Origin of the sequence: Ideonella sp. (assembly GCF_044358605.1) — a bacterium.
In the GTDB taxonomy this organism is placed as follows: domain Bacteria; phylum Pseudomonadota; class Gammaproteobacteria; order Burkholderiales; family Burkholderiaceae_C; genus Ideonella.
The window spans coordinates 1-16,786 of the sequence record NZ_JBIKNQ010000038.1 but is presented as its reverse complement, the minus strand read 5'-3'; the positions used below and the strand labels follow the sequence as shown (position 1 = coordinate 16,786).

Annotated in this window: 11 protein-coding genes; 3 read left to right on the top strand and 8 right to left on the bottom strand. The window is 66.0% G+C overall.

The genetic code is table 11. The features are described from left to right. The first annotated feature begins 77 nt into the window (after nucleotides 1-77). Nucleotides 78-737 (top strand): MSMEG_1061 family FMN-dependent PPOX-type flavoprotein, encoded by a 660-nt coding sequence (locus tag ACIQ3Q_RS14050; RefSeq protein ID WP_396269745.1) that lies wholly within the window; start codon nucleotides 78-80, stop codon nucleotides 735-737. A 5-nt stretch (nucleotides 738-742) separates the two neighbouring features. Further along, on the top strand, nucleotides 743-1,261 hold the full coding sequence (locus ACIQ3Q_RS14045) for a GNAT family N-acetyltransferase (RefSeq protein WP_396269744.1): 519 nt from the start codon (nucleotides 743-745) through the stop codon (nucleotides 1,259-1,261). A gap of 39 nt (nucleotides 1,262-1,300) precedes the next feature. Here ACIQ3Q_RS14045 and ACIQ3Q_RS14040 read toward each other — a convergent pair whose 3' ends face one another. The 8 genes from ACIQ3Q_RS14040 to ACIQ3Q_RS14005 all read right to left on the bottom strand — a co-directional run bounded on the left by ACIQ3Q_RS14040 (nucleotide 1,301) and on the right by ACIQ3Q_RS14005 (nucleotide 8,578). Further along, nucleotides 1,301-1,738 carry a hypothetical protein gene (locus ACIQ3Q_RS14040; protein WP_396269743.1) on the bottom strand — a complete coding sequence of 146 codons (438 nt, stop codon included), beginning with the start codon at nucleotides 1,736-1,738 and terminating at the stop codon, nucleotides 1,301-1,303. A 133-nt stretch (nucleotides 1,739-1,871) separates the two neighbouring features. Continuing rightward, entirely contained in the window at nucleotides 1,872-2,687 is an 816-nt protein-coding gene (locus ACIQ3Q_RS14035; protein WP_396269769.1) for a formate dehydrogenase accessory sulfurtransferase FdhD, read from the bottom strand. Between the two features lie 145 nt (nucleotides 2,688-2,832). Next, complete coding sequence (locus tag ACIQ3Q_RS14030) at nucleotides 2,833-3,189, bottom strand: hypothetical protein (RefSeq protein ID WP_396269742.1); 357 nt, start codon at nucleotides 3,187-3,189, stop codon at nucleotides 2,833-2,835. A 13-nt stretch (nucleotides 3,190-3,202) separates the two neighbouring features. Then, complete coding sequence (locus ACIQ3Q_RS14025; RefSeq protein ID WP_396269741.1) at nucleotides 3,203-4,357, bottom strand: formate dehydrogenase subunit gamma; 1,155 nt, start codon at nucleotides 4,355-4,357, stop codon at nucleotides 3,203-3,205. 17 nt (nucleotides 4,358-4,374) lie between these two features. Continuing rightward, nucleotides 4,375-4,623, bottom strand: a complete 249-nt coding sequence (locus ACIQ3Q_RS14020; RefSeq protein WP_396269740.1) for a hypothetical protein — start codon at nucleotides 4,621-4,623, stop codon at nucleotides 4,375-4,377. Further along, on the bottom strand, nucleotides 4,620-5,240 hold the full coding sequence (gene fdh3B / locus ACIQ3Q_RS14015; RefSeq protein WP_210810916.1) for a formate dehydrogenase FDH3 subunit beta: 621 nt from the start codon (nucleotides 5,238-5,240) through the stop codon (nucleotides 4,620-4,622). The genes ACIQ3Q_RS14020 and fdh3B overlap by 4 nt, the downstream gene beginning before the upstream one ends. A gap of 16 nt (nucleotides 5,241-5,256) precedes the next feature. Next, on the bottom strand, nucleotides 5,257-8,241 hold the full coding sequence (locus ACIQ3Q_RS14010; protein WP_396269738.1) for a formate dehydrogenase subunit alpha: 2,985 nt from the start codon (nucleotides 8,239-8,241) through the stop codon (nucleotides 5,257-5,259). Nucleotides 8,242-8,365: 124 nt separating this feature from the next. After that, nucleotides 8,366-8,578 carry a formate dehydrogenase gene (locus tag ACIQ3Q_RS14005; protein WP_396269737.1) on the bottom strand — a complete coding sequence of 71 codons (213 nt, stop codon included), beginning with the start codon at nucleotides 8,576-8,578 and terminating at the stop codon, nucleotides 8,366-8,368. 324 nt (nucleotides 8,579-8,902) lie between these two features. Between ACIQ3Q_RS14005 and ACIQ3Q_RS14000 the strand changes: the two genes are divergently transcribed. Beyond that, nucleotides 8,903-16,786 (top strand): Ig-like domain-containing protein (locus ACIQ3Q_RS14000; protein WP_396269736.1); only part of this gene is annotated, 7,884 nt, incomplete at its 3' end.

Below are 16,786 nucleotides of genomic sequence, written 5' to 3'. Positions count from 1 at the left end.
TAGGCGCACAAACGCTGCGAGGGACTTTTTCAGCCTTGCCCTCAGGTGGAAGCGCGGCGCAAGGCACACTGGCACCCATGAGCAGCCATCACATCACCTCGGTGGAGGCGCTGAGGCGCTTCTATGAGCCCACCCGCGAGCGTTCGGCCAAGAAAGAGTTGCCTGAGCTGGACGCCCACTGCCAGCAGTTCATCGCGCTGTCGCCCTTAGTGGTGGTCAGCACGCATTCGGCGCAGGCCAGCAGCCCAGGGGCCGACGCCTCTCCGCGCGGCGGCGCCCCTGGCTTTGTCAAAGTGTGGGACGCCCAGACCCTGCTCATCCCTGATGCGCCGGGCAACAACCGGCTGGACACGCTGGAGAACATCGCTTCGGGGCAGGCCCAGGGCGTGGCCGGCCAAGCCGAGGTCGGCCTGCTGTTCTTGGTGCCCGGCGTGGACGAGACCCTGCGCGTCCATGGCCTGGCCGTGCTCAGCACGGCGCCCGCTGAGTTGGCCGCCTGCGAGGATGAGCGCCGCGTGCCCAAGCTGGTGATCCGGCTCAGTGTGCAAGGTGCCTATCTGCATTGCGCCAAAGCGCTGATGCGCTCGGCCCTGTGGGACGCCAGCCGCCACATCGAGCGTAGCCGCCTGCCCAGCATGGGCGAGATGCTGCGCGACCAGATCGCCCAGTACCGGGGCGAAGCAGTGACCGCCGAGACCCAGGCCGAGATGCTGGCGCGCTATCGCCAAACGCTGTGACACCCATGCCCTTGGACATTCCTGTGTTGGAGACGCCGCGCTTGCGGCTGCGAGGCTTTACGCCTGCCGACTTCGAGCCCTGGGTGGGTTTTTACGCCAGCGCGGTATCGGCCACCTATGGCGGCCCTTGCGGGCGCGACGAGGCTTGGCGCAAGTTCGCTGTGTTTTCAGGCCACTGGGCTTTGCGCGGCTACGGGCCGTGGGCCTTGGAGTTGAAGGCCACCGGCGAGCTGGTGGGCTTGAGTGGCCTGTGGTTCCCGGAGGGCTGGGTGGAGCCGGAGATCACCTGGGCCTTGCTGCCCGGCCACCACGGCCACGGCTATGCCACCGAAGGCGCTCAGCGGGCCTTGCAGGCCGCCTATGAGCACTTTGGCTGGCGCACCGCCGTCAGCGTGGTGGCGGTGGGCAATGAGGCTTCAGCGGCGGTGGCGCGGCGCTTGGGCGCTAGTCTGGAGGCCACGATTCCGTTTCGCGGGGGCGAGGGTTGGGTGTTCAGGCACCGTGGGCCGCGTGATCAGACTTAGCCGCATGGGCGACAGCGGGTTCACCGCCCTCAGGCTTGGTCAGGGGCACATCCACAACAGCATGCCCTTGCCCTGCGCCACCGCGCCAGCCGCCAAGGCCGACATCTCGGCCAGCAACGGCGTCAACTCTGTGGCTTGCCAGCGGTCTCGGCGGGCTACATCGCTGAGGGCCCAGGCGGCGGCCACGGGCTCGCACTGGGCCTCGGCCATCAGCGCCAGGTGCTGCACCAAGTCTGGTGGCAGCGCGGCCAGCCAGGGGTCGCCGTCTTCCCCCTGCGACAGCACCTCAAACTGCTCCACATCGGCTTGGGCCTGGGCCAGCGTGGCGGGCTCGCCGCGCATCAGCCGGCGCAGGCTGGCCAAGAGAGCAGGAGTCAGGCCGCGAGATTCAAGGGTGGGCCAAATATTGGCATGGCCTTGGGCGGTGAGGATGGCAGGGGCGTCGTCCAGGGACGCCACGATCAGATCAGTGAGCATGGTGGGCATCAAGCTTCGGAAGGCCAGCACCATAGCCTATGCGCAGCTCACTTCCAGCGGCGATGCCAAAAAGGTCTTGCTGTGGCGCCTATCCGCCAGCCCGGCCTCACTAGGGTCTGGTTGGAGCCACGCTCTATCCGGCCACCACCCGCATGGTGGGTGACGGCGGCAGGGGTTCGGCGTCGAAGCGCTCAAAGCCGCAGTAGCAGAGGAAGTGCTTGTTGGCGGCGCGGCCAAACAGCGTCAGGCCGAGTTGAGACGCCAGCTCGTGGCCCATGTGGGTGACACCGTTGCGCGAGACGATGATGGGCACGCCCATCAAGGCGGCCTTCATCACCATCTCGCTGGTGAGTCGGCCCGTGGTGTAGAAGATCTTGTCGCCGCCCTGCACGCCGTGCAGGCCCATCCAGCCGGCAATGGTGTCGATGGCGTTGTGGCGGCCCACGTCTTCGACAAAGTAGAGCATCTCGCCGCCTTGGAACAGGGCGCAGCCATGCACCGAGCCCGCTTTGCGGTGGATGCTGTCTTGCTGGCGCATGGTCTCCAGCAAGGTCTGCAAGGTGCTTTGGCGGATGCGTGCTTCGGCGGCGGTGGGCAGCTTCACCGCGCCGACCTGGCTCATCACGCTGCCATACACCGTGCCCTGGCCGCAGCCGGTGGTGACCACGCGTTGCGCGGTGAGCGACTCCAGGTCTGCAATGCCGTGGTGGGTGCGCACGGCGGCCGCGTTGACCTCCCAATCAACGGTGATGGAGGCGACCTCGGTCACATCCGCAATCAAACGCTGGTTGCGCAGATAGCCCAGCACCAGCAGCTCAGGCGCAGCGCCCAAGGTCATCAGGGTGACCAGCTCGCGCTTGTCGACAAAGACCGTGAGCGGGCGCTCGGCGGGGATATGGATGTTGCGGCGCTGGCCGTACTCGTCTTGCACCTCGATCTCGCGCAGCATTCCGACCTGAGCTTGAGTCAGCGTCGGGCCGTTGTCGACGGTCGCAGGAGGGGCAGCGACGTCAGACAACTTCTCAGGCGCAGCAAGGGGTGCAGGTGCGGTCATAGCGCCGAATGAGTGGCAAGCCTTCGCGAGTTTCGTTCGCTTAAGGCTTCTTGGCCGCTGTGGCGGTGGCTGGTGCAGGCGCAGCGGGGGCAGCAGGTGCAGCAGGTACAGCGCCAGCGACTACAGGCGCTGGGACATAAGGGCCAGGGTCGGCACAGGCTGGTGTCTCGACCTGGGCTCCTGGCTCTTTGCCCGCCTTCTTCGCACTGGCCCGATAGTGATCAGCCACGCGCTCATTGGACTTGCAAAGCTGATAGGCGGCCACTTTGTTGCCGTGCGCCGTCTTGGCAGCCGCTTCAGCGGCTTTGGCTTTGGCCTCGTCGCTGAGCGGGGGCAATTTGGCCTGAACAGCGACAGCAGACAGGGCCAGTGCCAGGGTCATCAGAATGTGCTTCATACGGTTTCCTCAGTCAGGCGCCAGGCTGCAGTGTGGGGTTAGGAGCCGGCGGTGTGCTGCGCTGGGCAGGGATCTTGCCCGCCTTGACATCGTTGTACCAAAGCTCGTGGTGTTCCTTGGCCCAGGCTTCGTCCACATAGCCGGTCTTCATGGCGCCCAGCGCGCCCTTCACACCAATGGTGCCCATGTAGATGTGGCCAATGAGCATGGTGGTCATGATCAAGGCCGCCACGGCATGGATCATGTGGGCCACTTGCATATCACCCCGCAAGTAGGCCAAGCCGGGAATCAGCTTGTCGAGCACCAGGCCCGAGCCGATCACCACCAAGCCGGGGATCAGCACGCCCCACCAGAACATGCCTTTTTCACCGGCATTGAAGCGGTGCGAGGGTACTTCTTTGTCGCTGAACATGCCGCCCAGTTTGCTGAGCCACACCCAATCGGATGCGTTGGCAAAGTTGTCCTTGATGAAGGTCACCACCACCACGATCAGCGACACCGCAAACAGCGGACCGACGAAGTTGTGGGCCGTCTTTAAGGCATAGGTGAGCCAACCAAACAAAGTGCTGCCCATCACGGGCAACAAGATGAACTTGCCAAAGGCCATCACCAAACCCGACACCGCCAGCACCACAAATGCCGAGGCATTGGTCCAGTGCGCTGCGCGCTCAAAAGGCGTGAAGCGCTCGATCTTGCGCCCAGTCTCTGGGTGGTCATGCCCCAAGGGGCCGCGCTTCCAGTAGAAGATGGCCAAGGCCAATACCGCCAAGAACACCAGTGCGCCACCGTAGGGAATGATCCATTGGTTGCGCACCTGCCGCCAGGCTTCACCGGCCGTGGTTTTGGCCGAGCCGGGGTACTGCACAAAGGGTTGAATCAAGACACCTTGCTCAGCCCCGGGCAGAGAGCTGTAGCCGGGCGTGGTGCCGCTCTCGCGCACGGCACGCCAAGTGGGCGCGTTATTGCCGGGCTGGCTCTTGGCGCGCTGGGCCTGGGACTCGTCAGGCTTGGGCTCGGCCGGGGCGACAAAGCCCGCAGGTGGGCCAGTGCGCGCCGCAGACGCCGCTGCCGCAGGGTCTGCAGGGGCCGCGGTTTGAGCCTGGGCCGACAGCGACACGGCCCAAGCCAGTGTCAGTGTCGTCAGGCCTCGGGTGATCATGGGATGCATACAGGCACCTCCGGGGCTCAGGGCTTCAAGGACGCCGCAGGCGCCCGCGAATACTCGTTTTGGCCCTGGTTGCGCTGGCGAATCTGGTTTTCCCAGGCCGCCTTGTCGCCCGCTTTGAAGCCCGCTGCCGTGTAGGCGGCGCTGGCACCGGTGTGGGCGGCGGCATCGGTCTTGCGGGCGGTACCCGCGGTCTGAGCCTTTTCGCTGCAGGCCGTCAGCGCAAACAGCGACAGGGCGGCGCAGAGGGTGACGGTGCGCATGCTCATGACTTGGCCTCCTCGGTCTTGGCGCCAGAGGTGGGCTTGCCGTAAGCCGTGCCCCAACCCCAGACTTCGCTGCCCTTGCCGCGGGTCAGCACGCGAGTGCGGAAGATGTCTGCCACCACGTCGCCGTCGCCACCCAACAAGGCTTTGGTCGAGCACATTTCAGCGCAAGCCGGCAGCTTGCCTTCAGCCAAGCGGTTGCGGCCGTACTTTTCGTTCTCAGCGGTGGAGCCATTGGCTTCTGGGCCACCGGCGCAGAAGGTGCACTTGTCCATCTTGCCGCGCAAGCCGAAGGTGCCATTGGTGGGGAACTGCGGTGCGCCAAAGGGGCAGGCATACGAGCAGTAGCCGCAGCCGATGCACACATCTTTGTCGTGCAGCACCACCCCTTCGTCGGTGCGGTAGAAGCAGTCGACCGGGCAGACCGCCATGCAAGGCGCGTCGCTGCAGTGCATGCAGGCCACCGAGATGCTCTTCTCGCCGGGTACACCGTCGTTCAGCGTGACCACACGGCGGCGGTTCACACCCCAAGGCACGTCATGTTCGGCCTTGCAGGCAGTGACGCAACCGTTGCACTCGATGCAGCGCTCCGAGTCGCAGATGAATTTCATTCTGGCCATTGAAATATCTCCTGGATTAGGCAACGTCGCGCTCGATCTGGCAGAGCGTGGTTTTGGTTTCTTGCATCATGGTCACACTGTCATAGCCATAAGTCGTGGCCGTGTTGACAGCTTCACCGCGCACGATAGGCAGGGCGCCAGCCGGGTAGAAGGGCGCCATGTCCATGCCGCCCCAGCGACCCGAGAAGTGGAAGGGCAGGAAAACGGTGTCCGCGCCGACCCGCTCGGTGACCAGCGCCTTGACGCGCAGGCCCTTGAACTCAGGCACCGCAGCCATGGGCGGGGTCTTGACCCACACATATTCACCGTTGCGAATGCCCCGGTCGTTGGCGGCCTTGGGGTTGATCTCGACAAACATGTCTTGCTGCAACTCGGCCAGCCACGGGTTGGAGCGGGTTTCCTCGCCGCCGCCCTCGTACTCGACCAAACGGCCGCTGGTCATGATCAGCGGGAAGGTCTTGCCAATGTCCTTGTTTTTCTCCTGCACCGTCTTGTAGAGGGTGGGCAGGCGCCAGAAGGCCTTGCGGTCGTCGTGCGTCGGGTACTTGGCAACCATGTCGGGCCGGGTGCTGTACAGCGGCTCGCGATGCTTGGGGATCGGGTCGGGGAAGTTCCAGACAATCGCGCGGGCCTTGGCATTGCCGAAGGGGTGGCAGCCATGGTTCTTCATGGCCACGCGGATGATGCCGCCGGAGCTGTCGGTCTTCCAGTTCTTGCCTTCAGCCGCCTTTTGCTCGGCCTCGGTCAGCTCGCCCCACCAACCCAGCCTCTTGAGCAAGATGTGGTCGAACTCGGGGTAGCCAGTGGTGATGTCTGCGCCCACAGAGTGCGAGCCATCTTCCGCCAACAGCGAGACGCCTTCACGCTCCACGCCGAAATTGGCGCGGAAGTTACCGCCGCCATCCATCACATGCTTGGAGGTGTCGTAGAGGTTGGGGCTGCCCGGGTGCTTGAGCCCAGGCGTGCCATAGCAAGGCCAAGGCAGGCCGAAGTAATCACCGTCAAAGCTGTAACCGGTTTCTTTGTCGATACCACCCTTGGCCTTGAGCGTCTTCACGTCGAAGACGTTCATATTGCGCATGTGGGCCTTGAGGCGCTCGGGGCTCTGGCCGGTGTAGCCAATGGTCCACACGCAGGTGTTGATCTCACGCAGGATGGACTCGGTCTCGGGCTCCATACCGCCCTTGCCTTGCACCATCTTGTAGTTCTTGACCAGCTCTTTGCCAAAGCCCAGCTTTTCGCCCAACTGATACATGATCATGTGGTCGGTGCGGCTCTCCCACAGCGGCTCGATGACCTTCTCGCGCCATTGGATGGAGCGATTGGACGCGGTGCATGAGCCGCTGGTTTCGAACTGCGTGGTGGTGGGCAGCAGGTAGACCGCCCGCTTGGGGTTGAGGTCTTCGGCCTTGCCCGGCATGGCAGCCATGGCGGCCGTGGCGCTGGGGAAGGGGTCGATCACCACCAGCAAGTCCAGCTTGTCCATGGCCTTCTTCATTTCCAGACCCCGGGTCTGGGAGTTGGGCGCATGGCCCCAGAAGAACATGCCGCGCAGATTGCTGTCTTGGTCGATCAGTTCATTCTTTTCGAGCACACCGTCGATCCAGCGCGAGACGGTCATGCCGGACTTGGTCATCATGGCCGGCGAGGCGTACTGTTTCTTGATCCACTCGTAGTCCACGCCCCAAGCTTTGGCAAAGTGCTTCCAGGAGCCTTCAGCCAGGCCGTAGTAGCCGGGCAGGGAGTCGGGGTTGGGGCCGACGTCGGTGGCGCCTTGCACGTTGTCGTGGCCGCGGAAGATGTTGGTGCCGCCACCGCTCTTGCCCACATTGCCCAAAGCCAACTGCAGCAAGCAGGACGCGCGCACGATGGCGTTACCGATGGTGTGCTGGGTTTGACCCATGCACCACACGATGGTGCTGGGGCGGTTCTCCGCCATGGTCTTGGCTACTTTGTAGCAAGTGGCTTCGTCGACGCCACAGGCCTCTTGCACCTTCTCAGGCGTCCAGAAGTTCAGGGCTTCTTCGCGCACCTTGTCCATGCCATAGACACGGTCCTCAAGGTACTTTTTGTCTTCCCAGCCGTTCTTGAAGATGTGGTGCATCACCCCAAACAAGAAGGGAATGTCGGAGCCGGACCGAATGCGCACATAGTCATCAGCCCGAGCCGCCGTGCGGGTGAAGCGTGGGTCGACCACGATCATCTTGCAGCCGTTTTCTTTGGCGTGCAGCATGTGCAGCATCGACACCGGGTGGGCCTCGGCCGCATTCGAGCCGATGTAGAGCGCCGCACGGGCGTTCTGCATGTCGTTGTACGAGTTGGTCATCGCACCATAGCCCCAGGTGTTCGCCACACCCGCCACGGTGGTGGAGTGGCAAATCCGCGCCTGGTGGTCGGTGTTGTTGGTGCCCCAGAAGCTGACCCACTTGCGCATCAAGTAGGCCTGCTCGTTGTTGTGCTTAGACGAGCCCACAAAGAACAGGCTGTCGGGGCCGCTCTCTTTGCGCAGCTCCAGCATCTTGGCCGAGATTTCCTCGTAAGCCTGGTCCCAGGAGATGCGCTGGTACTTGCCGTCCACCAGCTTCATGGGCGTGCGCAGGCGGTACTCACCGTGGCCATGCTCGCGCACGGCCGCGCCCTTGGCGCAGTGCGCACCCAGGTTGATGGGAGAGTCAAACACCGGCTCTTGGCGCACCCAGACGCCGTTTTCCACCACGGCGTCAATGGCACAGCCCACCGAGCAGTGGCCGCACACCGTGCGCTTGACTTCGACCTTGCCGGAGCCGTCTGCCGCCGCGCGGGCCGAGCTGGCGGCCTCCGCCTTTTTCACCAGGGTCAACTGGCCCGCCGCGATACCGGCGCCCACCCCCAGCCCTGAGCGACGCAGAAAGGATCGACGATCCATGGTCGGGATGGCACGCGTGATGCCTCGGGCCAAACTGTTCACCAACGAGGATGAAGCCGTGGCTTGAGGCGTCGTGGATCTGCGGGTCAGCAGCATAGTTACTCCTTGGGGGTCGAGCCGCAGCAGGCAGGCGCTGCGCTGTCATTCAAGCGAAGAGATCGGGAGGGCGCCGCACTGGGCGGCTCACCCACAGACGGAGCCTCACAGGCCCCGTGCAGCATCAGACGCGGGCAGTCTGGTAGTAGCGCTGGATATGGGCTGTCAGGCGATAACCCTCGGCCTCTTGGGCGGGCACCACAGGCGCCGTAGCCACCTCGGGGGTGGACTCAGCCTTGGGCAACACAGCCGCCACCACGGCCAATGCACCGGCCGCTCCGACCCCGCCGAACACCGTACGGCGGGAAAGTGTCGACGTCTTCTTGGATTCGTTCATCGTGGGGTCCCTTTTCAGTTTGGCCCTGCGTAGCGCTATGCAAACGCCTGCATGTTAACTAGAGATTAGGGAAGAACGCCAAATTTTTGGCAATCAGGCCCAACCCGGTGCGCCACTGGAGACGGTTAGCACGGTGTCAAAGAGCCGCCCTGGAGGACTTTTTATGTGACTTTCTTGGCCGCTCAAGGCCAATGTGAACACTTTGGGTTGCTTGCGCTTCAGAGCCTAGTTGATCGGCCGATGACGCTGAAGTCGAGACGTCGAAGGGGACATGCATGCCCCTTGGACGACTAATTCCTGCCACCTCAGCCCTGAAGTCACACCATGAGCGCTCAAAACACCCCCGCCACGACCGCAGCCCCAGCCAACGCACAGCGTGTATTGCCCCAAGTCGCCGCCGCCGCTGCTGAAGCCGCCGCCAGCGCCAACCCGGCCGTCACCGTCGCGGGCCAGACGGGATTGGCGGCCGCCGTGTTGCCAGGTGGGCAGGTTCTAGCGGTGGAAGGCTCCGCCTGGTTGCAAGTGCCCGGGCAAGCGCCTCAGCCCTTGAGTGCAGGGGCCGCCGTGCCCCCCGGCGCCGTGATGCTGGCCGCTGCGGACGCCGTGGTGCGCCTGAGCCGCCCACAGAGCGTGGGTGCCAAGGCAGCGGCCAAAGGCGGGCTCGACAAACTGATTGCGGACTTTGACAAGGGCGTGGGCGACACCGCCACCGCAGCCGGTGTGGCTGGCGGCGACGAGACCACGGCCGAAGGCGGCCTGCGGGTGGACCGCATCAGCGAAGCCACGACCACTGCCGGTTTGGGCACCAATGGCAGCGGCACCGGCAGCACGGGCGCCGAGTTCCCCACCGCAGGCACGGCCGGTGGCACGCCCGACGGCACCACCCCCACCACGCCACCCAACATCGTGCTGGACAACCCCGGCCTGACGGGCGACGCCACGCCGCGCATCTCTGGCAGCACCGACCTCGCGCCTGGGTCTTTGGTGACAGTCACCGTCACCGATACCAATGGGCAAGTGCAAGTCATCACCGCCACCGTGGGCAGCGATGGCCGCTTTGCGGTGGACACCGCCCCGCTGCCGGACGGCAACTTCTCTGTCAATGTGCAAGCCGAGAACACCACCGTCACCACCGGCGGCACCGTGGACACCACACCGCCCACCCTGCGCCTGGACCCGGTCGCCATCACCGGCGACAACACGCCCGCCATCAGCGGCCAGAGCAATCTGCCCTCGGGCAGCACCGTCAAAGTGACGGTGGTGGACGCCGCCGGCAAGAGCCAGGAGCTGACCGCCACCATTGGCAGCGACGGCCGCTTCAGCGTCAGCCCCGGCCAAAACCTGAGCGATGGCCGCTACACCGTACAAGTGGTGGCCACCGATGCTGCAGGCAATGCCCAAACCAACACCACCACCGGGGTGGTGGACACCAAGGCGCCCGCCGTGAGCGTGGACGCGCCCGACCTCTCCAACAGCACCCAGCCTACGGTCTCGGGCCGCACCGACCTGCCCAGCGGCACGCCCATTGAGGTCAAGATCACTGACGCCAATGGCCAGACCCAGACCGCCCAAGCCACCGTGCGTCCGGATGGCGGCTTCAGCCTGAAGCCGAGCAGCCCACTGCCCGACGGCCCCTTCAAGGTGGAGGTCACCGGCCGCGATGCGGCAGGCAACCCCAGCACCAGCACCAGCACCGGCACCGTCGACAGCACTGCCCCGCTGTCGCCCAGCATTGGCAGCGTGCTCGATGACCATGGCCCCATCCAAGGCAAGTTGAACCCCGGTGGTGCCACCGACGACAGCCGCCCCACTTTCAACGGCACGGCCGAGCCCGGCAGCACCGTCACCATCTACACCAACGGCGTGCCCATTGGCACCGCCCCGGTGGCGCCCAATGGCACCTGGAGCTTCACGCCCGAAGTGCCGCTGCCCGCAGGCCCCAACAGCATCACCACCACCGCCACCGACCCGGCCGGCAACACCGGCCCCAGCAGCCAACCCTTCGCGCTCACCGTCGATGTCGGCGCACCCCAGGTGCCCAGCATCATCAGCGCGACCGACAACGTCACGCCCGTCGAAGGCCTGCTGACCAAGGGCAGCGGCACCAACGACAACACACCCACCCTCAACGGCTACGGCCGCCCCGGCGAGACCGTGACCCTGTTTGCCGATGGCCAGGCCGTCGGCAGCGTGGTGGTCAATGCCAAGGGCGAATGGAGCATCACGCCCGGCGCCTTGGCTGACAAGACCTGGAACTTCACGGCTGAGGCGGTGAACATCCACGGCGTGCAGAGCCCCGTCACCGGCGCGTGGCCGCTGACCATTGACACCCAAGCGCCGCGCCAAGTGGCCGTGGACACCGTCACCGACAACGCAGGCCCGGTGCGCGGCGAGATCACCGAAGGCAGCACCACCGACGACGCCACGCCCACCTGGCAAGGCCAAGGCGCCGAGCCCGGCAGCACCATCACCGTCTACGACAAGGGCGTGGCCCTGGGCAGCACCACCGTAGGCCCAGACGGCACTTGGCGCTTCACCCCGCCCGTGGCCCTGCCCGACGGCCCGCACAGCCTGACCATCACCGCCACCGATGCGGTGGGCAATGTCAGCCCGGCCACGCCTCCGCTGAACTTCAGCATCGACACCAGCCAAGTGTCGAGTCCCACCATCGACAGCGTCACCGAGGCCGGTGCCACCGGCGAAGTCCCCATGGCCTTCAACCAGGCCAGCAAGGACACCACGCCCACGCTCAGCGGCAGCAGCAAGCCCAACCAAGTGGTGCAGGTCTATGACGGCGAAACCCTGTTGGGTGAAACACAAGCCAATGCCAGCGGCCAATGGAGCTTCACCCCCAGCACCCCGCTGCCCGATGGCCCGCATGACTTTGTGGCCGTCAGCCTGAACGCAGCCGGTGTGCCCAGCGAGCCCTCCAATACTTTCCGAGTCGTGGTCGACACGGTGGCCCCCGACGCGCCACCCAGCTTGCTCATCAGCGATGACGTGGGCCGCGTGCAAGGCAGCCTGCAGAGCGGCGACAGCACCGACGACAACACACCCACCTTCAGCGGCAGCGGCGCCAACCCCGGCGACACCATCACCGTGTTGGATGGCGGCCAGCCCGTGGGCACCGCCGTGGTCAAACCCAACGGCACCTGGAGCCTGACGCCGCTGACGCCGCTGACACCCGGCGCGCACGAGTTCACGCTCACCGCCACCGACCCAGCGGGCAACACCTCGGCCCCCAGCGCGCCCTTCGCGCTGACCATCGACATTGCCCCGCCCGATGCGCCCACAATTGGCGGCATCTTTGACAACACCGGCGCCGTCGTCGGCGAGATCGCGCCCGGTGCCACCACCGACGACGCCAAGCCCACCATCTGGGGCTCGGCCGAACCTGGCTCCACGGTCGAAGTGTTTGACGGCGACACCCTGCTGGGCCGCGCCACCACCGGGCCGGACGGCTACTGGACCTTCACCCCCACCCTGCCCCTGCTGCTGGGCGAGCACGAGATCAGCGCCCGCGCCGTGGACGAGGCCGGCAACACCAGTGCCCCCAGTGCGCCGCGCGACTTCAACCTGATGGACGACGCACCGCCCTCGGCACCGGCCATCGTCAACGTCATCGACGACCAGGGCACGGTGCAGGGCAACGTCGCCAAGAGCACCGGCATCACCGACGACACCCAGCCCAGCATTCGCGGCACGGCCGAGCCCGGCGCCGTGATCACCGTGCGCGACGGCAGCAACGTGCTGGGCACGGCCACCACCGACAGCAGCGGCCGCTGGGCCTTCACGCCCGCCACGCCGCTGGCCGATGGTCCGCATGCCATCACCGTGACCGCCACCAACGCCGCTGGCAATGTCAGCGCGCCGACCGGCATCTATGACTTCGTGGTGGACACCCAAAACCCCGACGCGCCCAACTCCGTCATCGCGCTGGACAACGTCGGCCCCGTGGTCGGTGCCATCAGCAATGGCCAGACCACTGACGACGCCACGCCCGGCCTCAGCGGCACGGGCGAGCCCGGCGCCACCGTCACCATTTACGACCATGAGGAGCCCATCGGCACCACCGTGGTCAAGCCTGACGGCACCTGGCAGTTCACCCCCACCACGCCGCTGCTGGATGGCGAGCACAGCCTGAGCACCACGCAAACCGATGTGGCAGGCAACACTGGCCCAGCCTCGGCGCCGACCAACTTCACCCTGGACACCAAGGACGTCACCACCCCCACCATCACCGCCCTGCGCGATGACGTGGGCACGGTGCAAGGCGCGGTGCAGCCCGATGGTGTGACCGACGACACCCGCCCCACCCTGCAAGGCACGGCGCCTGCGGGCACCACCGTCAATGTCTATGACGGCACGACCCTGCTGGGCACCGTGCCCGCCGACAGCGCTGGGCGCTGGAGCTTCACGCCCAGCACACCGCTGGCCGACGGCCCGCACGCCTTCAGTGCCACCGCCACCAATGCGGCTGGCGTGGTGAGCCCGGCCACCGCGCCCTACGCGGTGACCGTGGACACCCAAGGCCCCGCTGCGCCCGCCATCACCGGCTTGGGCGACGACGTGGGCACCGTGCAAGGCGCGCTGACAGACGGCGCCCGCACCGACGACACCACGCCCACCCTAAGCGGCACCGGTGAGCCCGGCTCGACCATCAAGGTGTATGACGGCGCAGAGCTGATTGGCACCGCTACGGTCGATCCCGATGGCCGCTGGACCCTGACCCCAGCCACCCCGCTGACGGAAGGCCCGCACACCTTCACCGCCACCGCCACAGACCCAGCCGGCAACACTGGCCCAGCCAGCCCTGTGCAGTCCTTGGTGGTGGATCTGACGGCCACCGCCGCCCCCACCCTCACCATTGCCGAAGACGCCAACGACAACGGCGTGGTCAATCTGGCCGAGCTCTCAGGCAAGGTGGACATCACCATCGGCCTGCCCGCAGGCGCCCGCGTGGGCGACGTGCTGAACCTCAGCACCACCACCGGCAACCAGACCTTGACCATCAGCGCCGAGCAACTGGCCGCAGGTCGGGTGCTGGCCCAAGTGGACGCCCCAGCCTCGGGCGAGGCCTTGATCGCCCGCGTCACGCTGACCGATGAAGCCGGCAACACCTCGGCATCGGCCGGCGATGCCGCCGAGTTCGATTACGAAACCCCAGACGCCAGCACCACCGCCTTGGTGATCAACCCCATCACGGCAGACAACATCGTCAACGCCGCCGAGGCCGGTCAGACCTTGCAGGTCACCGGTCAAGCCCTGGGTGAGTTCAGCACCGGCGACACCGTCACCTTGAGCATCAACGGCAAGAGCTTCTCGGGCATCGTCGCCCAAGATGGCAGCTTCAGCATTGCCGTGCCCGGTGCCGACCTGGCCGCTGACCCCGACCACAGCGTGGCGGGCTCGCTGCGCGCCACCGACCCAGCAGGCAACCAAGCCGACATCGGCGCGATGCGCGTGTTCAGCGTGGACACCGCTGCCACTGGCGCGCCCACCGTGACCCTGGTGGAAGACGCCAACAACGACGGCTTCATCAACCGTGCCGAGTTGAATGGCTTGGTCATTACCCGGGTCGATCTGCCGCAAGGCGCGGCCGTGGGTGACCGCGTTGATGTCTCTAACGGCGAGGTCACCAACAGCATCGTGCTGACGGCCCAAGACCTGAGCGCCGGCCATGTGTTGACCGGCTTTGTGGCGCCGCCGACCGGCAGTATCGTGGCCATCACGGCCACGCTCACCGACGTGGCGGGCAACACCTCGCCGCAGGGCAGCGACAGTGCGCGCGTGGACACCAGCGGGCCTAGCAGTGCCACCACCGGCATCAGCATCAACCCGCTCACCGCCGACAACGTGATCAACGCGGCAGAGGCCGGTAGCACCGTCAACGTGACCGGCCAAGCCACGGGCGAGTTCAAGCCCGGCGATGTGGTGACCCTGAGCGCCAATGGCAAGACCTTCACCGGCACACTGGGCGCTGACGGCAGCTTTACCGTGGCCGTGCCCGGCGCGGATTTGGCCGCTGATGGCGACAAGACGCTGGATGTCTCCATCCGCATCACCGACCCCGCAGGCAACCAGGCCAACATCACCGCCACCCGCCCCTATGGCGTGGACACCACGGCCACCGGCACCCCCACGGTGACGATTGCCGAGGACGCCAACGACAACGGCTTCATCAGCCGCGCCGAGTTGAATGGCGTCATCGATGTGCGCGTGGACCTGCCTGCAGGCACCGTCGCGGGCGACACCTTAAGTGTCTCCAACGGCAGCACCACCTCGACCTTCACCATCACCGCTGAGCAGGCAGCAGCAGGCTTCATCAACACCAGCTTTGCGGCCCCCGCAGAAGGGCAGTTGGTGCAGGTCACGGCCATCCTGACCGACATCGCAGGCAACGCCTCGCCGCAAGGCTCTGACGCAGCACGCATTGACACCACCGGCCCCAGTGGCGGCCCTGGCGGCACCACCGGCTTGGTCTTGGACAGCCTGAGCGCCGACAACGTGATCAACGCGGCGGAAGCCGGTGGCTCGGTGCGTGTTACCGGCCATGCCACGGGCGAGTTCACGGCGGGCGACACCGTCACCCTGGACATCAATGGCCAGAGCTTCAGCGGCCAAGTCGCTGCCGATGGCAGCTTCAGCATCCCCGTGCCCGGCGCCGAACTGGCCGTAGACCCGGACAAGACCGTGCAGGCCTCGCTGCGCGCGACCGACGCCACTGGCAACCAAACCGACATCCCGGCCAGCCGTGCCTATGGCGTGGACATCAGCGCCACCGGCGCGCCCACCGTGGCCATTGCCGAAGACGCCAATAACAACGGCTTCATCAGCCGTGCGGAGTTGAATGGCGTGGTCGATGTGCGTGTGGGCCTGCCCGCAGGCACCGTGGCGGGGGACACGCTGACGGTCTCCAACGGCAGCAGCACCGCCAGCTTTGTGGTGACGGCCGCCCAACTAGCCGCCGGCCACATCGACACCAGCTTTGCCGCTCCGGCCGACGGCCAGATGGTCAACGTCACCGCCATCCTCACCGACATCGCAGGCAATGCCTCGCCGCAAGGCACCGATGCCGCGCGCATTGACACGACCGGCCCGAGCAGCGCCACCACCGGCATCACCGTCAACCCGGTCTCGGCGGACAACATCGTCAATGCCGCTGAAGCCGCAGGCCCCGTCAATGTGACCGGCCGCGCCACGGGTGAGTTCACCCCGGGTGACGTGGTCACCATCACCGCCAACGGCAAGCCGTTCACCGGCACGCTGGGCGCTGATGGTTCCTTCACCGTGGCCGTGCCCGGCGCCGACTTGGTGGCCGATGGCGACAAGACGCTGGATGTCTCCATCCGCATCACCGACCCCGCAGGCAACCAAGCCGACATCCCTGCCACCCGTGCTTATTCGGTGGACACGGCCGCCACGGGTGCGCCGACCGTCACCATTGCTGAAGACGCCAACAACAATGGCTTCATCAGCCGCGCCGAGTTGAACGGCGTGGTCGATGTGCGTGTGGGCTTGCCTGCAGGCACGGTGGCAGGCGACACCTTGACGGTGTCCAACGGTACGGCCACCACACCGATCACGGTGACTGCGGCGCACTTGGCTGCAGGCTTTGTGGACACCAGCTTTGCCGCTCCGGCAGATGGCCAGACCGTCGACATCACCGCCATCCTCACCGACATCGCAGGCAATGCATCGCCGCAAGGCACGGATGCCGCGCGTATCGACACCACTGGTCCGTCCTCTGCCACCACCGGCATCACCGTCAACCCGGTCTCGGCGGACAACATCGTCAATGCCGCTGAAGCCGCAGGCCCCGTCAATGTGACAGGCCGCGCCACGGGCGAATTCACCCCCGGTGACGTGGTCACCATCACCGCCAATGGCAAGCCCTACACCGGCACGCTGGGCGCTGATGGTTCCTTCACCGTGGCCGTGCCCGGCGCCGACTTGGTGGCCGATGGCGACAAGACGCTGGATGTCTCCATCCGCATCACCGACCCCGCTGGCAACCAGGCCGACATCCCGGCTACTCGTGCTTACTCGGTGGACACGGCCGCCACGGGTGCTCCGACCGTCACCATTTCCGAAGACGCCAACAACAACGGCTTCATCAGCCGTGCCGAGTTGAACGGCGTGGTCGATGTGCGTGTGGGCTTGCCTGCAGGCACTGTTGCTGGCGACACCTTGACGGTGTCCAACGGC

What these genes read in the sequence shown, in the direction of transcription:
- ACIQ3Q_RS14030 (WP_396269742.1), bottom strand. Translation starts at nt 3,189, where the DNA reads ATGAAGCACATTCTGATGACCCTGGCACTGGCCCTGTCTGCTGTCGCT.
- ACIQ3Q_RS14035 (WP_396269769.1), bottom strand. Translation starts at nt 2,687, where the DNA reads ATGCTGCGCGAGATCGAGGTGCAAGACGAGTACGGCCAGCGCCGCAAC.
- ACIQ3Q_RS14050 (WP_396269745.1), top strand. Translation starts at nt 78, where the DNA reads ATGAGCAGCCATCACATCACCTCGGTGGAGGCGCTGAGGCGCTTCTAT.
- ACIQ3Q_RS14010 (WP_396269738.1), bottom strand. Translation starts at nt 8,241, where the DNA reads ATGCTGCTGACCCGCAGATCCACGACGCCTCAAGCCACGGCTTCATCC.
- ACIQ3Q_RS14005 (WP_396269737.1), bottom strand. Translation starts at nt 8,578, where the DNA reads ATGAACGAATCCAAGAAGACGTCGACACTTTCCCGCCGTACGGTGTTC.
- ACIQ3Q_RS14020 (WP_396269740.1), bottom strand. Translation starts at nt 4,623, where the DNA reads ATGAGCATGCGCACCGTCACCCTCTGCGCCGCCCTGTCGCTGTTTGCG.
- fdh3B (WP_210810916.1), bottom strand. Translation starts at nt 5,240, where the DNA reads ATGGCCAGAATGAAATTCATCTGCGACTCGGAGCGCTGCATCGAGTGC.
- ACIQ3Q_RS14025 (WP_396269741.1), bottom strand. Translation starts at nt 4,357, where the DNA reads ATGCATCCCATGATCACCCGAGGCCTGACGACACTGACACTGGCTTGG.
- ACIQ3Q_RS14045 (WP_396269744.1), top strand. Translation starts at nt 743, where the DNA reads ATGCCCTTGGACATTCCTGTGTTGGAGACGCCGCGCTTGCGGCTGCGA.
- ACIQ3Q_RS14040 (WP_396269743.1), bottom strand. Translation starts at nt 1,738, where the DNA reads ATGCTCACTGATCTGATCGTGGCGTCCCTGGACGACGCCCCTGCCATC.